This window comes from Sandarakinorhabdus cyanobacteriorum, from assembly GCF_002251755.1.
Lineage (GTDB): Bacteria > Pseudomonadota > Alphaproteobacteria > Sphingomonadales > Sphingomonadaceae > Sandarakinorhabdus > Sandarakinorhabdus cyanobacteriorum.
In genome coordinates, this window is record NZ_NOXT01000106.1 from 19,892 (window position 1) to 37,247 (window position 17,356).

At 66.6% G+C, this 17,356-nt stretch carries 11 protein-coding genes; 10 read left to right on the plus strand and 1 reads right to left on the minus strand.

Going from position 1 to position 17,356, the window contains the following annotated elements; genetic code table 11:
- Window positions 1-40 precede the first annotated feature (40 nt).
- The gene (locus CHU93_RS07985; RefSeq protein WP_094473565.1) at window positions 41-1,318 is read left to right on the plus strand and encodes a cation:proton antiporter; all 1,278 of its coding nucleotides are present in this window, start codon (window positions 41-43) and stop codon (window positions 1,316-1,318) included.
- Window positions 1,315-2,832 (plus strand): tryptophan halogenase family protein, encoded by a 1,518-nt coding sequence (locus CHU93_RS07990; RefSeq protein WP_094473566.1) that lies wholly within the window; start codon window positions 1,315-1,317, stop codon window positions 2,830-2,832. Before CHU93_RS07985 ends, CHU93_RS07990 begins: the two co-directional genes overlap by 4 nt.
- A gap of 74 nt (window positions 2,833-2,906) precedes the next feature.
- Here the strand turns inward: CHU93_RS07990 and CHU93_RS07995 are convergent, their stop codons facing one another.
- Complete coding sequence (locus CHU93_RS07995; RefSeq protein ID WP_094473567.1) at window positions 2,907-3,920, minus strand: LacI family DNA-binding transcriptional regulator; 1,014 nt, start codon at window positions 3,918-3,920, stop codon at window positions 2,907-2,909.
- A 215-nt stretch (window positions 3,921-4,135) separates the two neighbouring features.
- Here CHU93_RS07995 and CHU93_RS08000 point away from each other — a divergent pair, with 215 nt between their 5' ends.
- From CHU93_RS08000 to glk, 8 genes are all read left to right on the plus strand, one after another.
- Window positions 4,136-6,898: a TonB-dependent receptor gene (locus tag CHU93_RS08000; protein ID WP_094473568.1), complete on the plus strand. Its 2,763-nt coding sequence runs from the start codon at window positions 4,136-4,138 to the stop codon at window positions 6,896-6,898.
- Window positions 6,899-6,970: 72 nt separating this feature from the next.
- Window positions 6,971-8,482, plus strand: coding sequence for a tryptophan halogenase family protein (locus CHU93_RS08005; RefSeq protein WP_094473609.1), 1,512 nt, complete (start codon window positions 6,971-6,973; stop codon window positions 8,480-8,482).
- On the plus strand, window positions 8,479-10,335 hold the full coding sequence (locus CHU93_RS08010) for an alpha-amylase family glycosyl hydrolase (RefSeq protein WP_423825898.1): 1,857 nt from the start codon (window positions 8,479-8,481) through the stop codon (window positions 10,333-10,335). The genes CHU93_RS08005 and CHU93_RS08010 overlap by 4 nt, the downstream gene beginning before the upstream one ends.
- Complete coding sequence (locus CHU93_RS08015) at window positions 10,335-11,954, plus strand: alpha-amylase family glycosyl hydrolase (protein ID WP_094473569.1); 1,620 nt, start codon at window positions 10,335-10,337, stop codon at window positions 11,952-11,954. Before CHU93_RS08010 ends, CHU93_RS08015 begins: the two co-directional genes overlap by 1 nt.
- Window positions 11,945-14,035 carry a glycoside hydrolase family 97 protein gene (locus CHU93_RS08020; protein WP_094473570.1) on the plus strand — a complete coding sequence of 697 codons (2,091 nt, stop codon included), beginning with the start codon at window positions 11,945-11,947 and terminating at the stop codon, window positions 14,033-14,035. The genes CHU93_RS08015 and CHU93_RS08020 overlap by 10 nt, the downstream gene beginning before the upstream one ends.
- A complete protein-coding gene (locus CHU93_RS08025; RefSeq protein WP_094473571.1) occupies window positions 14,032-14,943 on the plus strand; it encodes an alpha/beta hydrolase in 912 nt (303 codons plus the stop codon). The genes CHU93_RS08020 and CHU93_RS08025 overlap by 4 nt, the downstream gene beginning before the upstream one ends.
- Complete coding sequence (zwf, locus tag CHU93_RS08030; protein ID WP_094473572.1) at window positions 14,940-16,385, plus strand: glucose-6-phosphate dehydrogenase; 1,446 nt, start codon at window positions 14,940-14,942, stop codon at window positions 16,383-16,385. The genes CHU93_RS08025 and zwf overlap by 4 nt, the downstream gene beginning before the upstream one ends.
- Window positions 16,378-17,355, plus strand: a complete 978-nt coding sequence (glk, locus tag CHU93_RS08035) for a glucokinase (protein WP_094473573.1) — start codon at window positions 16,378-16,380, stop codon at window positions 17,353-17,355. The genes zwf and glk overlap by 8 nt, the downstream gene beginning before the upstream one ends.
- Window position 17,356 lies beyond the last annotated feature (1 nt).

A 17,356-nucleotide genomic window follows, 5' to 3' on the forward strand; every position in this document is an offset into this window, starting at 1 on the left:
ACGTTTATGCAATGCGGCCGATAGGGATGGGGCCAGCATCATGACCACCGGCGTGCACGCCAACGAAGATCTGTTGTTCAGCGTGCTGATCCAGTTGATCATCATGATCGGCGCGGCGCGGGCGCTGAACATTGTCGCCCGCCGCCTGGGCCAGCCCGGCGCGGTGGGTGAGATCATCGCCGGCCTGATGCTGGGGCCCTCGCTGCTCGGCGCGCTGGCGCCCGATCTGTCGATCAGCCTGTTTGGCGCCAGCCCGGCGCCGGCCATCACCATCATCAGCCAGATTGGCCTGACGCTGTTGATGTTCCAGATCGGCAGCGAATTCGAATTTGGCCATCTGGAAAGCCCGCAGCACCGCAAGGGCGCCGCGCTGATCGCCGCCGCCTCGGTGCTGGTGCCGCTGGCCGGCGGGCTCGCGCTGGGCTGGATCACCGCGCCGATCCTGGCGCCCGGCATCGACCCCACTCTTTATGCGCTGTTCTTCGGCAATGCGCTGGCCATCACCGCGCTGCCCATCCTCGGCCGCATCCTCGCCCAGTTCGGCCTCACCGACAAACCGGTTGGCGTTGTCGCCATTTCGGCCGCCGCGGTGAATGATGTCGCCGGCTGGGTGATGCTCGCCTCCATCTCGGCGCTGGCAGCGGCACGTTTTTCCGGCGGTGCCCTCGCGCTGCAACTGGCCGGCATCGGCACGCTGCTGGTGCTGGCGCGCTTCGTGCTCGCGCCGCTGGCCAGCCGGTTGGTGGCGGCCTTCCCCACCACCGGCGGACGCATCGATCCCACGCTGATGGCCGCCATGCTGGCGCTGGTGTTCGGCCTGGCCATCTGCACCTACAAGCTGGGGATCTTCGCCATCTTCGGCGGCTTCCTTGGCGGCCTCATCATGCACCGCCACACCGGCTTCGTGGCGGCGTGGAAGGGCCAGGTGGGCGGCTTTGTCCTCGTCTTCTTCCTGCCGGTCTTCTTCACCTACACGGGCTTGCGCACCAATCTGCTCGGCCTTGGCCCTGAGGATCTGTCGTGGCTGGCGGTCGTGCTCGCCGTGGCCATCCTGGCCAAGATCCTCCCCGTCTATGGCGCCGCCCGCCTCGCCGGCTACACCCCGGCCGAATCCGCCGTGCTGGGCAGCCTGATGAACACCCGCGCCCTGATGGAGCTGATCGTGCTGAACATCGGCCGCGATCTTGGCGTCATCCCGCCCAATGTCTTCACCATGTTGGTGGTGATGGCGGTGGTCACCACCATCATGGCCGGGCCGCTGCTGAAATCCCTGCTGCCCAGGACCGGCCACATCATCCCCAGGGGGGTGGAGGCGTGAGGGACGACAATATCCGGTCCGTCTGCATCGTCGGCGGCGGCTCCGCCGGCTGGATGGCAGCCGCCGCGCTCGCCCGCAACCTGCCCCACGGCGTTGCCATCCACCTGGTTGAATCCGAAGAGATCGGCACCGTCGGCGTCGGGGAAGCCACCATCCCGCCGATCAAGCTGTTCAACCAGATGCTCGGCCTCAATGAAGCCGATTTCGTCCGCGCCACGCAAGGGTCGTTCAAGCTCGGCATCGAGTTTGTCGGCTGGGGCAAGGCCGGCCACCGCTATTTCCACCCGTTCGGCACCTTCGGCGCCGATTTCGACAGCGTTGCCATGCACCATTGGTGGAACCGGCAGCGGCTGGCCGGCGATCCAACCCCGCTGGATGATTATTCCATGGCCTGGGTCGCGGCCAAATCCAACCGCTTCGCCCCGCCGGCCCAGGATCGCCGGCTGGTGCAGTCCACCTTCGATTATGCCTATCATTTCGATGCCGGCCTCTATGCCCGGGCCCTGCGCGCGCTCGCCGAAAACCTGGGCGTCACCCGCCACGAAGGCCGCATCACCGGCGTCGCCCGCGACGGCGAAACCGGCCAGGTCACCGCCATCACGCTGGCCGATGGCCGCCAGATCGATGCCGAATTCTGGATCGATTGTTCCGGCTTCCGCGGGCTCCTCATCGCCGAAACGCTCGAAACGCCCTTCATCGACTGGACGCACTGGCTCCCCTGCGACCGGGCGCTTGCCGTGCCCTGCGCCCACGCCAATGGCACCGATGGCGCCGGCTTTACCCCCTACACCCGCTCCACCGCGCACGCCGCCGGCTGGCAATGGCGCATCCCGCTGCAACACCGCATCGGCAACGGCCACGTGTTTTCCAGCGCCTTCATGGGCGAGGATGAAGCCGCCGCCATATTGATGGCCAATCTCGACGGCCCGGCGCTGGCCGATCCCCGCCTGCTTCGCTTCACCACCGGCCGCCGCGCGCAAAGCTGGGCCCACAATGTCGTCGCCATCGGCCTTGCCGCCGGCTTCATGGAGCCGCTGGAATCCACCTCGCTCCACCTCGTCCAATCCGGCCTGATGCGCCTCCTCGCCCTGTGGCCCACCCGCGCCATGGACGCCCATGTGCGTGACGAGTTCAACCGCATGTCGGCCACCGAATGGGAACGCATCCGCGATTTCCTCATCCTCCATTATCACCTGAACAGCCGCGACGAGCCGATGTGGCGCCACTGCGCCGCCATGCCCATCCCCGACACGCTGGCCAACAAGATCGCCCATTTCGCCAGCCACGGCCGGCTGGTTTCCGATGGGCCCGAACTCTTCCTCAACGCCAGCTGGCTGGCCGTGCATGTCGGCCAATTCAACCTGCCCCGGCGCCATGATCCGCTCGCCGATGCCCGCGCCACCAATGTCGACGCACCGCGCCTCTTGTCAGGCCTCGCCCGCGTCATGCGGGAGGCGGCGGCCGAAATGCCCACCCACGCCGCCTTCATCGCCCGCCACTGCGCCGCCAACTGATCCTCCCCAAACTTGTCTGGGGAGGTGGCAGCCGCCGGCTGACGGAGGGGCCTTCGCGGCCGGCCCCTCCTTGCTCAGCTCGATCCCCGCACCACCAGCCGCGCCGGCAGCGCCTGCGGGCTGGGCACATCACCGCGCAGCCGTGCCAGCAGGGTTTCCACCAGCACCGTGCCGGCATGGCGGGCATCCTGTGCCACCGTGGTCAAGGGCGGGCTGGTCAGGCTGGCGGCCGGCTGATCATCAAAGCCCACCACCGCCACATCATCGGGCACGCGCCGCCCGGCTTCGGCCAGCGCCCGCATGGCGCCAATCGCCACCAGGTCGCTCACACAGAAGATCGCATCGAAATCCGCGCCGCTGGCCAGCAGGTCACGTGTCGCCTCCAGCCCTTCCTCCTCGCTGCTGCTGGCGCTGCGCATCAGGGCCGGATCGGCCACCAGCCCGGCTTCGGCCTGCGCCGCCCGCCAGCCTTCGGCGCGGTCCAGAAATTCCGGCGCGCCGTCGTTGGCGGTGCCGATGAAGGCGATGCGCCGCCGCCCGCGTTCGATCAGGTGGCGCGTCGCCGCCAGCCCGCCGCCCAGATTGTCGCTGCCGATGGTGGTGCCCAGCTGGCCGGGCCGCAAACTGCCCCAGCGCACGAAATGCGTGCCCTGCGCCACCAGCTGCTGCAGCCGCGGCAGATATTCCAGATAATTGCCATAGCCCAGCAGGATCAGCCCATCGGCCCGCCGCGCATCCTCATAATCCACGTGCCAATTGCCCGACAGCTGCTGGAAACTGATCAACAGGTCATAGCCATTGGCGGCGCAGGCCTTGGTGATCGATCCCAGCATCGACAGGAAGAACGGGTTGATCTGCGTCTCGCCCGGCGCCGGATCCTCGAAGAACAGCAGCGCCAGCGTGCGCGTCGCCTGCCGCCGCAGGTTCGATGCGTTCTTGTCCACCTTGTAATTCAGCGCGGCGGCAGCGGCGAACACCTTGGCCCGGGTTTCATCGGAAACCGCCGGGTTGCCCGACAGCGCGCGCGACACCGTGGGCTGTGAAACCCCGGCCAGTGCGGCGATATCGAAACTGGTCACCCGTGCCATCGGCCCGTTCACCCTCCCCCACCATATCAATTGCATACGTATGCTTTTGTTAGCGAAAGACTAGCGTGACATAATTGCCACGTGAATACGTATGTCCGGACATGCGGCGATATTGCGCCCCATGTTGCAGTCACGTCACAAATGCCCTGCTGAAACACCGCATGTGTGAAAGGCCCCTGAAGGGCCGGTGCGGCGCTTTTGGGGGGATGAAACCAATGCGAACCGATTTTGTGCGCGCAACCCTGCTGGCCGGTGCGGCCAGCCCGTTGCTTCTGATTGCCGGGGCCGCCCAGGCTCAAACTGCTGCCCAAACTGCTGCCCAGCCCGCTGAACCGCAGGCTGCCGCTGCCGACACCGATGCCGAGGAACTGGTCGTCACCGGTTACCGCCGCTCGCTGCAGGTGGCACTCACCAACAAGCTCAACAGCGACCGCATCGTCGAATCGGTCAGCGCCGAAGACATCGGCCGCCTGCCCGACAACTCGATTGCCGATGCCATCGCCCGCCTGCCCGGCCTGACGACGCAGCGCCTGAATGGCCGTTCGCAGGTCATCTCGATCCGCGGCTTCGCCCCTGACTTCTCGTCCACCCTGCTCAACGGCCGCGAACAGGTCACCAACGGCGACAACCGCTCGGTCGAATTCGATCAATATCCGGCCGAAGTCATCAACCAGGTGCTGGTCTACAAGACCCCGGATGCCAGCCTGATCGCGCAGGGCCTGTCGGGCACCGTCGATCTGCAGACCATCCGCCCGCTGTCCTATGGCAAGCAGGTCATCTCGGTCGGCGCCCGCTATGAATATACCGACAATGGCCGCCTCAACGCCGGTTCCAAGCAGTTCGGCTGGCGCGGCTCGGCGCTCTATGTCGACCAGTTTGCCGATGGCAAGGTCGGCGTGCTGCTCGGCATCAGCCATATCGATTCGCCCACGCAGACCGAACGCTTCAACGCCTGGGGCTATCCCAACGCCAACGCGTCGAACACCGTGATCGGCGGCAGCAAATCCTATGTGGACAGCGTCCGCCTGCAGCGCACCGGCGTCACCGGCGCCCTGGAATTCAAGCCGTCCGAAGATCTGACCATCGCGTTCGACGGCTATTACAGCAAGTTCAAGGAAGACCAGATCCTGCGCGGCATCGAACTGCCGCTCTTCTGGTCCGCCGCCCAGCTGCAGCCCGGTTTCCAGACCGCCAATGGCCTCATCACCGGCGGCACCTTCAACGGCGTCAAGGGCGTTGTCCGCAACGATCTCAACAAGAAGGAAGCCGATCTCTATTCGGGTGGCATCAACCTGAAGTGGGAAAATGATGATTGGCAGGTGATTGGCGATGCCAGCTATTCGGGCATCGACCGGTCGGAACTGGTGCTGGAAACCTATGCCGGCACCGGCCGCAACGCACTGGGCGCCACCGACAATCTCGGCTTCACCATGACCGATCGCGGCGCCACCTTCCGCCCGACGCTCAACTATGGCGATTACAGCCTCATTCGCCTGACCAGCCCGCAGGGCTGGGGCGGCGATGTCGCCAATCCGGGCGGCCAGCCCATCCGGAACGGCCAGGATGGCTATTACAACGACCGCCAGGTTTCGGACGAGCTCTATGCCTTCCGCGCCCAGGTGGAGCGCAAGCTCGATGGCCCGATCAGCGGCATCCAGGTTGGCGTGAACTACACCAACCGCGAAAAGAGCCTGACCCCGGATGAATTTTTCCTGGGCCTGCGCGCCAACACCGATGGCCTGACCAGCGTCACCATCCCCACCGAAGCCCGGCTTGGCACCACCAACCTCGGCTTCCTCGGCCTGGGGCCGATGGTCAGCTATGATCCGCTCGCCATGCTGAACAGCGGCGTTTACAACCGGGTGCGCAACCCCAACGCCGATGTGAACACCAAGGGCTGGACGGTGCGGGAAAAGGTCTTCACCGGCTGGGTGATGGCCAAGATCAATGCCGATGTCGGCGATGCCAAGCTGACCGGCAATATCGGTGTCCAGGTGGTCAATGTCGATCAGGATTCGACCGCGCTGGTCTCGTCCAACATCGGCAATGCCATTGTTTCGACACTGCGCACCGATGGTGCCAAATACACCGATGTGCTGCCGTCGGCCAACCTGTCGCTGCGCCTGCCGGATGATGTGGTGGTCCGCCTCGGCGTCGCCCGCCAGCTCGCCCGCCCGCGCATGGACGACATGCGCGCCGCCATCAACTACAACTTCAACCCGGCCCTGGGTCAGACCCCCGGCGTCACCCCCTGGGGCGGCGGCGGCGGCAATCCGCAGCTGCGGCCGTGGCGCGCCAACGCCATCGACCTTTCGGTTGAAAAATATTTCGATGGCAAGGGCTATGTCGCGCTCGCCGGCTTCTACAAGGATCTGAAGAGCTACATCTACGAAGTGGCGCAGCCGTTCAATTTCGCCGGCTTCCCGCTGCCGCAGGGTGTGCCGGAACCGCTGACCCGCCAGGGCTTTGTCACCCAGTGGGTGAACGGCAACGGCGGCCAGCTCTATGGCGCCGAACTGTCGGGCCAGCTGCCGTTCAGCAGCTTCACCCCGGCGCTGGATGGCTTCGGCATCAACGGCTCGGTGGCCTGGACCAAGTCCAAGGTGGCGCCGGCGCCGGGCGCCAATCCGGATGATCTGCCGGGCTACTCGCGCTGGGTCACCAACCTGACCGGCTATTATGAACAGGGCGGCTTCTCGGCCCGCGCCTCGATGCGCACCCGGTCGTCGTTCCAGGGTGAACTGCGCGGCTTTGGCGGCGGCAACCAGCGCCGCCGGGCCGATGGCGAGCTGATCCTCGACACGCAGATCAGCTATGAAATCCAGGGCGGCGCCCTGAAGGGCCTCACCCTGCTCGCCCAGGCGCAGAATCTGACGAACGAACCGTTCGTCACCTTCAACCCCGGCCGTCCTCAGGAAATCATCGACTACCAGGATTATGGTCGTCGCTTCCTGATCGGCTTCAACTGGCGCTATTGATCGCGCAATGATGGCGGCCGGCAAAGGTGTTCGCACCTTGGCCGGCCGCCTTTTTCATGCGCAAATGCGATGATGCCCGATCAACCCTTCCAACGGCTTGTCATCGCCGGCGGTGGCACCGCCGGCTGGATGACCGCCGCAGCACTCGCCCGCTTCTGCGGTCCGGCGTGGCAGATTCATCTGGTCGAATCCGATGCCATCGGCACCGTGGGGGTGGGCGAGGCAACCATCCCGCAAGTCCGGCTGTTCAACGCCGGACTGGGCATTGATGAAGCCGATTTCCTTGGGGCAACCCAGGGCACGCTGAAACTCGGCATCGAATTTGTCGATTGGTGGCAGCCCGGCCACCGCTACATGCACAATTTCGGCGAGGTGGGCCGCGGCCTTGGCGTCGTGCCCTTCCAGCATTGGTGGGCCGCCGCCCGCGCCGCCGGCGTGGCCGCCGATTATGGCCACTACAGCCTGAACGAACGCGCCGCGCGCATGGGCCGCTTTGCCCCCTTCGCCGGCGACAACACGCTGCCGCCGCTGGTCTGGGCCTATCATTTCGATGCCGGCCTCTATGCCGCCTATCTGCGGCGCTATGCGCAGCAGCGCGGCGTCACCCGCCACGAAGGCCGTATCGCCCGCGTCGAAACCCAGGGCGAAACCATCCTCGCCCTCCACATGGACGATGGCCGCCGCCTCGCCGGCGATCTCTTCATCGATTGCTCCGGCTTCCGCAGCCTGTTGCTCGGCGAAACCCTGGCCAGCGGCTGGCACGACTGGTCGCACTGGCTGCCGTGCGACCGCGCCGTCGCCGTGCCCTGCGCGCACGCGCCGGGCGGCCCCCTCGCCCCCTATACACGCAGCACCGCCCGCGCCGCCGGCTGGCAATGGCGCATCCCGCTGCAGCACCGCATCGGCAACGGCCATGTGTTTTCATCGGCCCACCTCAGCGAGGATGAGGCGACCGCCGTGCTGCTGGCCAATCTTGATGGCCCGGCGCTGGCCGAACCGCGCAGCCTTCGCTTCCAGGCCGGCCGGCGCGACCGCGTCTGGATAGGCAATTGCATGGCCATCGGCCTGTCCGCCGGCTTCCTCGAACCGCTCGAATCGACCTCCATCCACCTCATCCAGTCGGCCATCGCCCGCCTGCTGGCGCTGCTGCCCGGCGATGCCGGCGAACTGCCGGTGCTGGCAGCCGAAGCCAACCGCCAGGCCGCGCGCGAGATGGAATGGATCCGCGATTTCATCATCCTGCACTACAAGGCGACCGCGCGCGCCGACACGCCGTTCTGGGCCAAGATGCAGGCGATGGACGTGCCGCCCGATCTGGCGGATCGCATCGCCCTGTTCCAGGCGACGGGGCGCATCCGCCGCGACCATGATGAACTGTTCACCGAACTGGCCTGGGCGCAGGTGCTGATCGGCCAGGGTCTGCCGCCCGCCCGGCCGCACCCGCTCACCGGCGGCATCGGCCGCGATGATCTGGCCGGCTTCATGACCAGCCTGGATCGTGCCATCGCCGCCGGCGCCGCCGCCCTGCCCGGCCATGAAGATTGGCTGGCCAAACATGCTCCCGCCCGCGAGGTCCGATCATGATGCGCTCGATTGTCACCGCCGCGCTGCTCGCGGTCACCGCCGCCACGCCTGCGGCCACCCGCGCCCCGGTTGCGGTCACCGTGGCGCCGGATGCGGCCACGCTTGCCGCCGTCCGGGCCCGCCCGCCGCAGGATGAACTGATCTATTTCCTGCTCGTCGATCGCTTCGCCAACGGCAATCCCGCCAATGATCGCGGCGGGCTTTTGGGCGGCCCGCTGCAGACCGGCTTTGACCCCACGTCAAAGGCCTTTTTCAACGGCGGCGATCTGGCCGGCGTGCTCCAGAAACTCGATTATATCCAGGGGCTTGGTGCCACCGCCATCTGGCTCGCCCCGGTGTTCAAGAACAAGCCGGTGCAAGGCGGCCCGGGCCAGGAATCGGCCGGCTACCATGGCTATTGGATCACCGATTTCACCCAGGTGGACCCCCATCTGGGCAGCAACGACGATCTGAAGCGCCTGGTCGACGCCGCCCATGCCCGTGGGCTCAAGGTCTATCTCGATATCGTCACCAACCACACCGCCGATGTCATCCAGTATCGGGAATGTGTTGGCAAACCATGCACTTACCGCAGCCGGGCCGATTATCCCTACAGCCGCCAGGGCGGCCCGTCGGGCGGGCAAATCAACCCCGGCTTTGCCGGCGACCACATCGCCACGCCTGAAAACTGGGCCAAACTCACCCGCCCCGATTTTGCCTACACGCCGTTCATCACGCCCGGCGAGGAACGCATCAAGGTGCCGGCCTGGCTCAACGATCCCATCTATTACCACAACCGCGGCGAGACGGTTTATCGTAATGAATCCAGCCAGTTCGGCGATTTCGTCAGCCTTGATGACCTTGCCACCGAACATCCCCGCGTCATCGACGGGATGATCGAAATCTATGGCAACTGGATCGAAAAGCTCGGCATCGACGGCTACCGCGTCGACACCGCCCAGCATGTGAATCCCGAATTCTGGCAACGCTTTGTGCCGGCCATGCAGGCCCGGGCCAAGGCCGCCGGCATCCCCAATTTCCACATCTTCGGCGAAGTCTCGGTGGACGAGGTGGATGTTGGCCGCCTCGCCCGCAACAGCCGCATCACCGGCATGGAAAACGTGCTTGATTTCGCTCTGAAAAACGCCGCGATGGAGGCGATTGCCGGCACCGCCCCCACCTCGGTTCTCGCCCGCCTGTTCGCCGATGATGTGCTGTATCCACAAGGCGAAGCCACCGCCGCCACCAACGCCAGCTTCATCTCCAACCACGACGGCGGCCGCTTTGCCTGGTTCGTCCGCCGCGCCAATCCCAATATCGACACCGTCGAACTGGCGCAGCGCACCTTGCTCGCCCACGGCTTCCTGCTGTTCTCCCGTGGTGTGCCAACCATTTACGCCGGCGACGAGCAGGGCTTCATCGGCACTGGCAATGACCAGCTCGCCCGCCAGCCGCTGTTCGCCAGCCTGGTGCCCGAATATCGCGCCATGCAGAGGCTGGGCACCAGCGCCGGCCACACGGTTGCCAGCTATGATCCCGCCCACCCCTTCTACCGCGCGCTGAAGGCCATGGCCGCCGTGCGCGCGGCCGATCCCCGCCTGCGCCACGGCACCACCCGGGTGCGCGCGGCCGGCGATGCCCCCGGCCTGTTCGCCTTTTCCCGCCAACTGGCTGGAAAACCTGGTGAAACCCTGGTGGTGATGAACACCGCCAACACCCCCCTCACCGCCAATGTGATGGTCGATCCCGCCCACCGGGACTGGACCAGTCGCTTTGGCACCTGCCCCGCCACGGCCGCTGCTCCCGGCACGTTGGCGATCAGCCTGCCGCCCCTCGGCATTGCCGTGTGCAGCAGCGATGCGAGTGACAAGTGATGCCTGATGCCGCGCAGCCCGCACCCGAAGCGCACGCCCCAGCCGCCGTCCCCTGGTGGCAGGGCGCCAGCATCTACCAGATCTATCCGCGCAGCTTCCTCGACAGCAACGGCGACGGCATCGGCGATCTGCCCGGCATCACCGCCCGGCTCGATCATGTCGCATCACTGAATGTCGATGCCATCTGGCTGTCGCCCTTCTTCACTTCGCCGATGCGCGATTTCGGCTATGACGTCGCCGATTATCGCGGCGTCGATCCCATCTTCGGCACGCTGGCCGATTTCGATGCGCTGATCGCCCGCGCTCACCAGCTTGGCCTGAAAATCATCATCGATCAGGTGTGGAGCCACACATCAGACCAACACGCCTGGTTCCAGGAAAGCCGCCAGAACCGCAGCAATCCGCGCGCCGATTGGTATGTCTGGGCCGATCCCAAGCCAGATGGCACCCCACCATCCAACTGGCAGTCGGTGTTCGGCGGCCCGGCCTGGACCTGGGACGCCCGCCGTCAGCAATATTATCTGCACAACTTCCTGAATTCGCAGCCCGATCTCAACATGCACAACCCGGCGGTGCAGGATGCCATCCTGGATGTCGCCCGCTTCTGGCTGGATCGCGGCGTTGATGGCTTCCGTATCGATGCCATCAATTTCGCCATGCATGATCCGCTGCTGCGCGACAATCCGCCGGCCAGCGGCAACCACAAGCGCACCCGGCCTTTCGATTTCCAGCGCCGCATCCACAACATGTCCCACCCGGATATCCCCGGCTTTCTGGAGCGGGTGGCCGGAGTGATCGCCGCCTATCCCGATCGCTTCACCGTCGCCGAGGTGGGCGGCGACGAGGCGATTGCCGAGATGCACGCCTTCACAGCCGGCACCCGACGCCTCAATTCGGCCTATGGCTTCAACTTCCTCTATGGGGAGCAGCTCACCCCGCGCCTGGTCGCCGATGCGCTGGCCGAATGGCCAGAAACGCCAGGCACCGGTTGGCCCAGCTGGGCCTTTTCCAACCACGACGCCCCGCGCGCCGCCAGCCGCTGGCACGGGCCCTGCGCCCATGATGATTATGCCCGGCTGATCATGCTGTTGCTCGTCGCGCTGCGCGGCAACATCTTCCTCTATTATGGCGAGGAACTCGGCCTCACCCAGGCCGAAATCGGCTTTGCCGATCTGCAGGACCCCGAAGCCATCGCCAACTGGCCGCTCACCCTGGGCCGCGATGGCGCCCGCACGCCGATGCCCTGGCTTGCCGGCCAGCCCAACGCCGGCTTCTCCATGGCCCGGCCTTGGCTGCCGCTGGGCGCCGATCATGCCGCCCGCGCCGTTGACCTGCAGCAGGGCGACCCGCAATCGATGCTGCACTGGACCGCGGCGCTGATGGCCCTGCGCCAGCAGCAGCCCGCCCTCAAGCGCGGCAGCGCCCGGGTTGTCGTGGCCAACGGCGATCTGCTCATCCTGCACCGCACGCTGGGCGATGCCACCCTGGTTTGCGCCTACAACCTGGGTGCCGAGCCCATCGCCGTCGATCTGGCCATCGGCGCGCCCTTTGCCAGCCACGGCGGCGCCACCGACCGGCGGCTGCCGCCCTATTCGGGACTGATTGCACCATGCGCCTGATCCTTGCTCTCCTGGCGCTGCTGTGCGCGCTGCCGGCGCTGGCCGAACCGGTGCTGCGCTCTCCCGATGGCCGCACCGAAGTGCGCATCACCGGTGATGGCGATGGCCGGCTCTATTGGCAGGCCAGTCGCGACGGCAAACCACTGCTCGCCGCCGCACCGCTCGGCTTCATCCTGGCCGACGCGCCCAAGCTTGACCGCAAGCTGGCCGTCACCGGCGAAGAGGCCAGCCGCAGCGACACGACCTGGGATCAGCCCTGGGGCGAGCGCGCCCGGGTGCGCGACAGCCACAACCAGCTCATCCTCCACATCGCCGAAACCAGCGTGCTGAAACGCCGCTTCGATCTGGTCATCCGCGCCTTCAACGATGGCATCGCCCTGCGCTATGCCTTCCCGGAACAGTCCAATCTCAAACAGTTGCGCATCGTTGCCGAGCTGACCGAGTTCCGCATCGCCGATGCCGCCGGCGGCCGGGCCTGGTGGATCCCGGCGCTGGAATGGAACCGCGAGGAATATCTGTACCGCCAGACCGGCATCACCGAAGTCGGCCTCGCCCAGACGCCACTCACGATGTTTGTGCCCGCCGCCAAGGCGACGGAAGGGAAGACCGCGAACGGCACCTGGCTGTCCATCCACGAAGCCGCGCTGATCGATTATGCCGGCATGAACCTGCAGCCGGCCGGCAACGGCATTTTCCGTGCCGCCCTCACCCCGTCGGCCAGCGGGTCTGCCGTGGTCGTCGCCGCGCCCTTTGCCACCCCGTGGCGGGTGGTGATGATCGGCGATGATGCGCCGGCATTGGCCAACAGCAGCCTGATCCTGAACCTCAACGAACCCAACAGGCTGGGCGATGTCGCCTGGGTCAAACCCTGCAAATATGCCGGCATCTGGTGGTCGATGCACCTCGACACCGATACATGGGCAACGGGGCCCAGGCACGGCGCCACCACCGCCAACGCCATCCGCATGATCGATTGGGCCGCCGCCAACGGCCTGTGCGGCCTGCTGATCGAAGGCTGGAACAAGGGCTGGGATGGGGACTGGTTCGCCAACGGCTGGGATTTCCGCTTTTCCGAACCGACCGCCGATTTCGACATGGCGGCCATCGCCGCCCACGCCCGCAAGAAGGGCATCGGCCTGATTGGCCACCACGAAACCAGCGGCAATCTCGCCAATTACGAAGCGCAGCTGGACGCCGGCATGGCCTATTATGCCAAAAACGGCGTCACCATGGTGAAGACCGGCTATGTCGCCGATGCCGGCGGCCTGCAGGTGCCGGCCACAACGCCCAAGGACGGATTTCTGGGCATCGACATGAACGGCCAGCCGCGCGCCCTCACCTATGAATGGCACGAAGGCCAGGCCAGCGCCCGCCACCATGTCCGCGTGCTGGAAGCGGCCGCCAAACAGCGCATCAGCGTCAACAGCCACGAACCGATCAAGGACACGGGCCTGCGGCGCACCTACCCCAACTGGGTCAGCCGTGAAGGCGCGCGCGGCATGGAATTCAACGCCTGGGGCAACCCCAACAACGGGCCGGAGCATGAGGCGACGCTCGCCTTCACCCGCCTGCTTGCCGGGCCGATGGATTATACCCCCGGCATCGTGAGCCTGCAGGGCCGCGGCCAGAAAATCCCCTCGACGCTCGCCAAGCAACTGGCCCTCTATGTCACCATCTATTCGCCGCTGCAGATGGTCGCCGATCTCCCGGAAAATTATGCCAAGGCACCCAAGGCCGCGATGGACTTCATTCGCGCCGTGCCGGTGGACTGGCAGGAATCGGTGACGCTGGCGGGCGAGCCGGGCAGCCATGTCGTCACCGCCCGCCAGCGCCGCGGCGGCCAGGATTGGTGGCTGGGCGCCGCCGGCGGCAAGACGGCGGTTGCCGCCGATGTGCCGCTGAGCTTCCTCACCCCCGGCACACGTTATCGCCTCACCCTGTGGCGCGATGGCCCGGCCGCCGCAGCCAACCCGCTCGATCTGGCCGTCGAAACCCGCATCGTCACCAGCACGGACAGGCTGGCCCTGCAGCTGGCCGCCGGCGGTGGCGGCGCCGCCGCCCGGTTCGAGCCGATCAAGTGATCTGCCGCCGCGCGCTGCTGGCCGCCGCCCCGGCATTGCTGGCCAGCCGGGGGCGGGCCGGCGAGTCCATCCAGTTCCGCCGCCACGCCAATCTCGCCGGCCCTGGCATCCTGCCCCGCCATGTCGATGTGTGGGTGCCGCCCGATGCGCCCGCCGGCCATCCGCTGCCGCTGCTGTTGATGCACGATGGCCAGAATCTGTTCGAGCCGGCCTCGGCCTATGGCGGTGTCTCCTGGCGGGTGGCCGAAACCATCATGGCCGGCATGGCGGCCGGCACGCTGCCACCGATGATCGTCGCCGGCGTGTGGAACAGCGGCGTGCAGCGCTGGGGCGATTATGTGCCGGCCGATCTGGTGGCGCGGCTGCCGGCGCCGCTCGCTGTCCGCTTCAACCAGGTGGGCGGCGGGCCGTCACGCTCCCCGGCCTATCTGGCCTTCCTGGCCGATGTCGTGCTGCCGCTGCTGCGAAATTCCTATCCGGTCGCGCCGGGCAAGGCGTTCATCGCCGGTTCTTCAATGGGGGGCCTCGCCTCCCTCAACGCCCTGATGGAGCGGCCGGATCTGTTCCGGGCCGCCGGCTGTCTTTCGACCCACTGGCCGGTGCTGGCCCCGCAGCCCGAACCCCAGGCCGGCGAAGTGCCGGCGATCGAGGCCGCCATCGCCGGCTGGATACATGATCGGCTCGGCCCGCCCGCCGGCCGTCGCCTGTGGCTGGACCATGGCGATCAGGGGCTGGACCAATATTATGCCCCCTTCCAGGCGGTTGCCGACAAGGCATTGCTTGAAGCCAAGTGGGTGCAAGGGCAGGATGCCGTATCGCGTGCCTTTCCCGGAACCGGCCATAACGAGGCCAGCTGGGCCGCAAGGCTTGCGTTAACGTTCACATTCCTGTTCAAGGGTCAGGCATGACCATCGCTACGTCCCTGTTGCTGTTCGGTGCCACCGGCGATCTGTCGCGCCGCATGCTGCTGCCATCGCTGTTTGGCCTGTCAGCCGATGGCCTGCTCCACCCTGATCTGAGGATCATCGGCACCGCCCGCAGCGCGCTTGATGCCGAAGCCTTCAAGGCCATGGCCGCCAAGGCGCTGGAACAATTTGTCGAGGCCGAACGCCGCCCGGCCGGTGCGGTTGCCGCCTTCCTCGACCGGCTGGCCTATGTGCCGCTGGATGCCACCAGGCCCGAGGGTTTTTCGGCGCTGGCGGCCGAGGTCGGCGATCCCTGCCGGCTGGCGATCTTCCTGTCGACGGCGCCCAGCCTGTTCGGCCCCACCATCGCCGGGCTGGCCGGGGCGGGCCTGGCCTGTGCCGGGGCGCGCCTCGCACTGGAAAAGCCGCTGGGCCATGATCTGGCCAGCAGCCGCGCCATCAACGATGCCGTTGCCACCGCGTATCCCGAAAGCCAGATTTTCCGCATCGATCATTATCTCGGCAAGGAAACCGTCCAGAATCTGCTGGCGTTGCGCTTTGGCAACATATTGTTCGAACCGCTGTGGAACGCGGGCGGCATCTCCTCGGTGCAGATCACTGTCGGCGAAACTGTCGGCCTGGAAGGCCGCGCCGATTATTACGACGGCATGGGCGCCCTGCGCGACATGGTGCAGAACCACATGCTGCAGCTGCTCGCCCTGGTTGCCATGGAGCCGCCGGCACGGCTCGACCCGGCGGCGGTGCGGGACGAAAAGGTGAAGGTGCTGCGTTCGCTGCGGCCGATCACCGGTCGCGAGGTCGAAAGCCACAGTGTGCGCGGCCAATATGGCGCCGGCTCCAGCGGCGGCCAGCCGGTGAAGGCCTATGCCGAGGAACTGGGCCGCCCATCAGACACCGAAACCTTCGTGGCGCTGAAGGCCCATGTCGACAATTGGCGCTGGAAGGGCGTGCCCTTTTATCTGCGCACCGGCAAGCGCCTGCCCGAACGCATGAGCGAGATCATCGTGCAGTTCCGCCCCGTGCCGCATTCGATGTTCGGCGATGCCGCGATGAAGCCCAACAAGCTGATCATCTCCATCCAGCCCGACGAGAATATCGGCCTGCAGATGATGGCGAAGGTGCCGGGGCTCGATCGCGACGGGCTGAAGCTGCGCGCCGTGCCGCTTGATATCGGCATGAAGAACGCCTTTGCCGATGTGCGCCGCCGCATCGCCTATGAACGGCTGATGCTCGACCTGGTCGAAGGCCGGCAGACCCTGTTTGTCCGCCGCGACGAGGTGGAGGCACAATGGACCTGGATCGACGCCATCCGCGCCGGCTGGGCCGAAACCGGCATGGGCGTCAAACCCTATGCCGCCGGCACCTGGGGTCCATCGGCGGCGATCGCCCTGACCGAACGTGACGGAGTGAGCTGGCATGACTGAGCTTGTGGCGGCCGACATCGGCGGCACCCACGCCCGCTTTGCGCTGGCCCGGCTGGATGCCGCCGGTCGGGTGGTGCGGCTGGACGAACCGATGGTGCTGCGCTGCGCCGATCATGCTTCGCTGCAAATGGCGTGGGAGGCGTTTGGCGCCGCGCTCGGCCACCCGCTGCCGCGCGCTGCGGCCATCGCCGTTGCCGCCCCGGTGGTTGGCGAAGAGCTGAAGCTGACCAACAACCCCTGGGTGATCCGCCCGGCGCTGGTGAACGAGAAGCTCGGCCTTGATGCCCATGTGCTGGTCAATGATTTCGAGGCGGTGGCCTATGCCGTCGGCGCCTGCGGGGCCGACCAGTTCCGCCACCTGTGCGGGCCCGATCAACCGCTGCCCGACAGCGGCACCATCTCCGTGCTCGGCCCCGGCACCGGGCTGGGCGTCGGCCTGCTGGTGAAGAACGGCGGCGATGATTGGCAGGTGCTGCCCACCGAAGGGAGCCATGGCGATTTCTCGCCGGTGGACAGCCTGGAAGATGCCATTCTCGCCCATTTCCGCCGCCGCTTTGGCCGCGTGTCGGCCGAGCGGGTGATTTCCGGCCCCGGCCTTGCCGATATCCACGCCGCGCTCGCTGCGCTGGAAGACCGCGCCATCCAGCCGATGGACGACAAGGCGCTGTGGACCCTGGCGATGAGCGGGGAGGACAGCCTCGCCACCGCCGCGCTCGACCGTTTCTGCCTCGCCCTGGGCACCTTTGCCGGCAATATCGCACTTGCCCATGGCGCCGGCGGCGTGGTGATTGGCGGCGGGCTGGGCGCGCGTCTGGCCGATCTGTTGCCCAAATCCGGCTTTGCCGGCCGCTTTGCCGCCAAAGGCCGCTTTGAAAATCTGATGCGCAGCCTGCCGGTCAAGCTGATCACCCACCCGCAGCCCGGCCTGTATGGCGCGGCCGCCGCCTTTGCCCGCAAGCAACCGAAGTGAC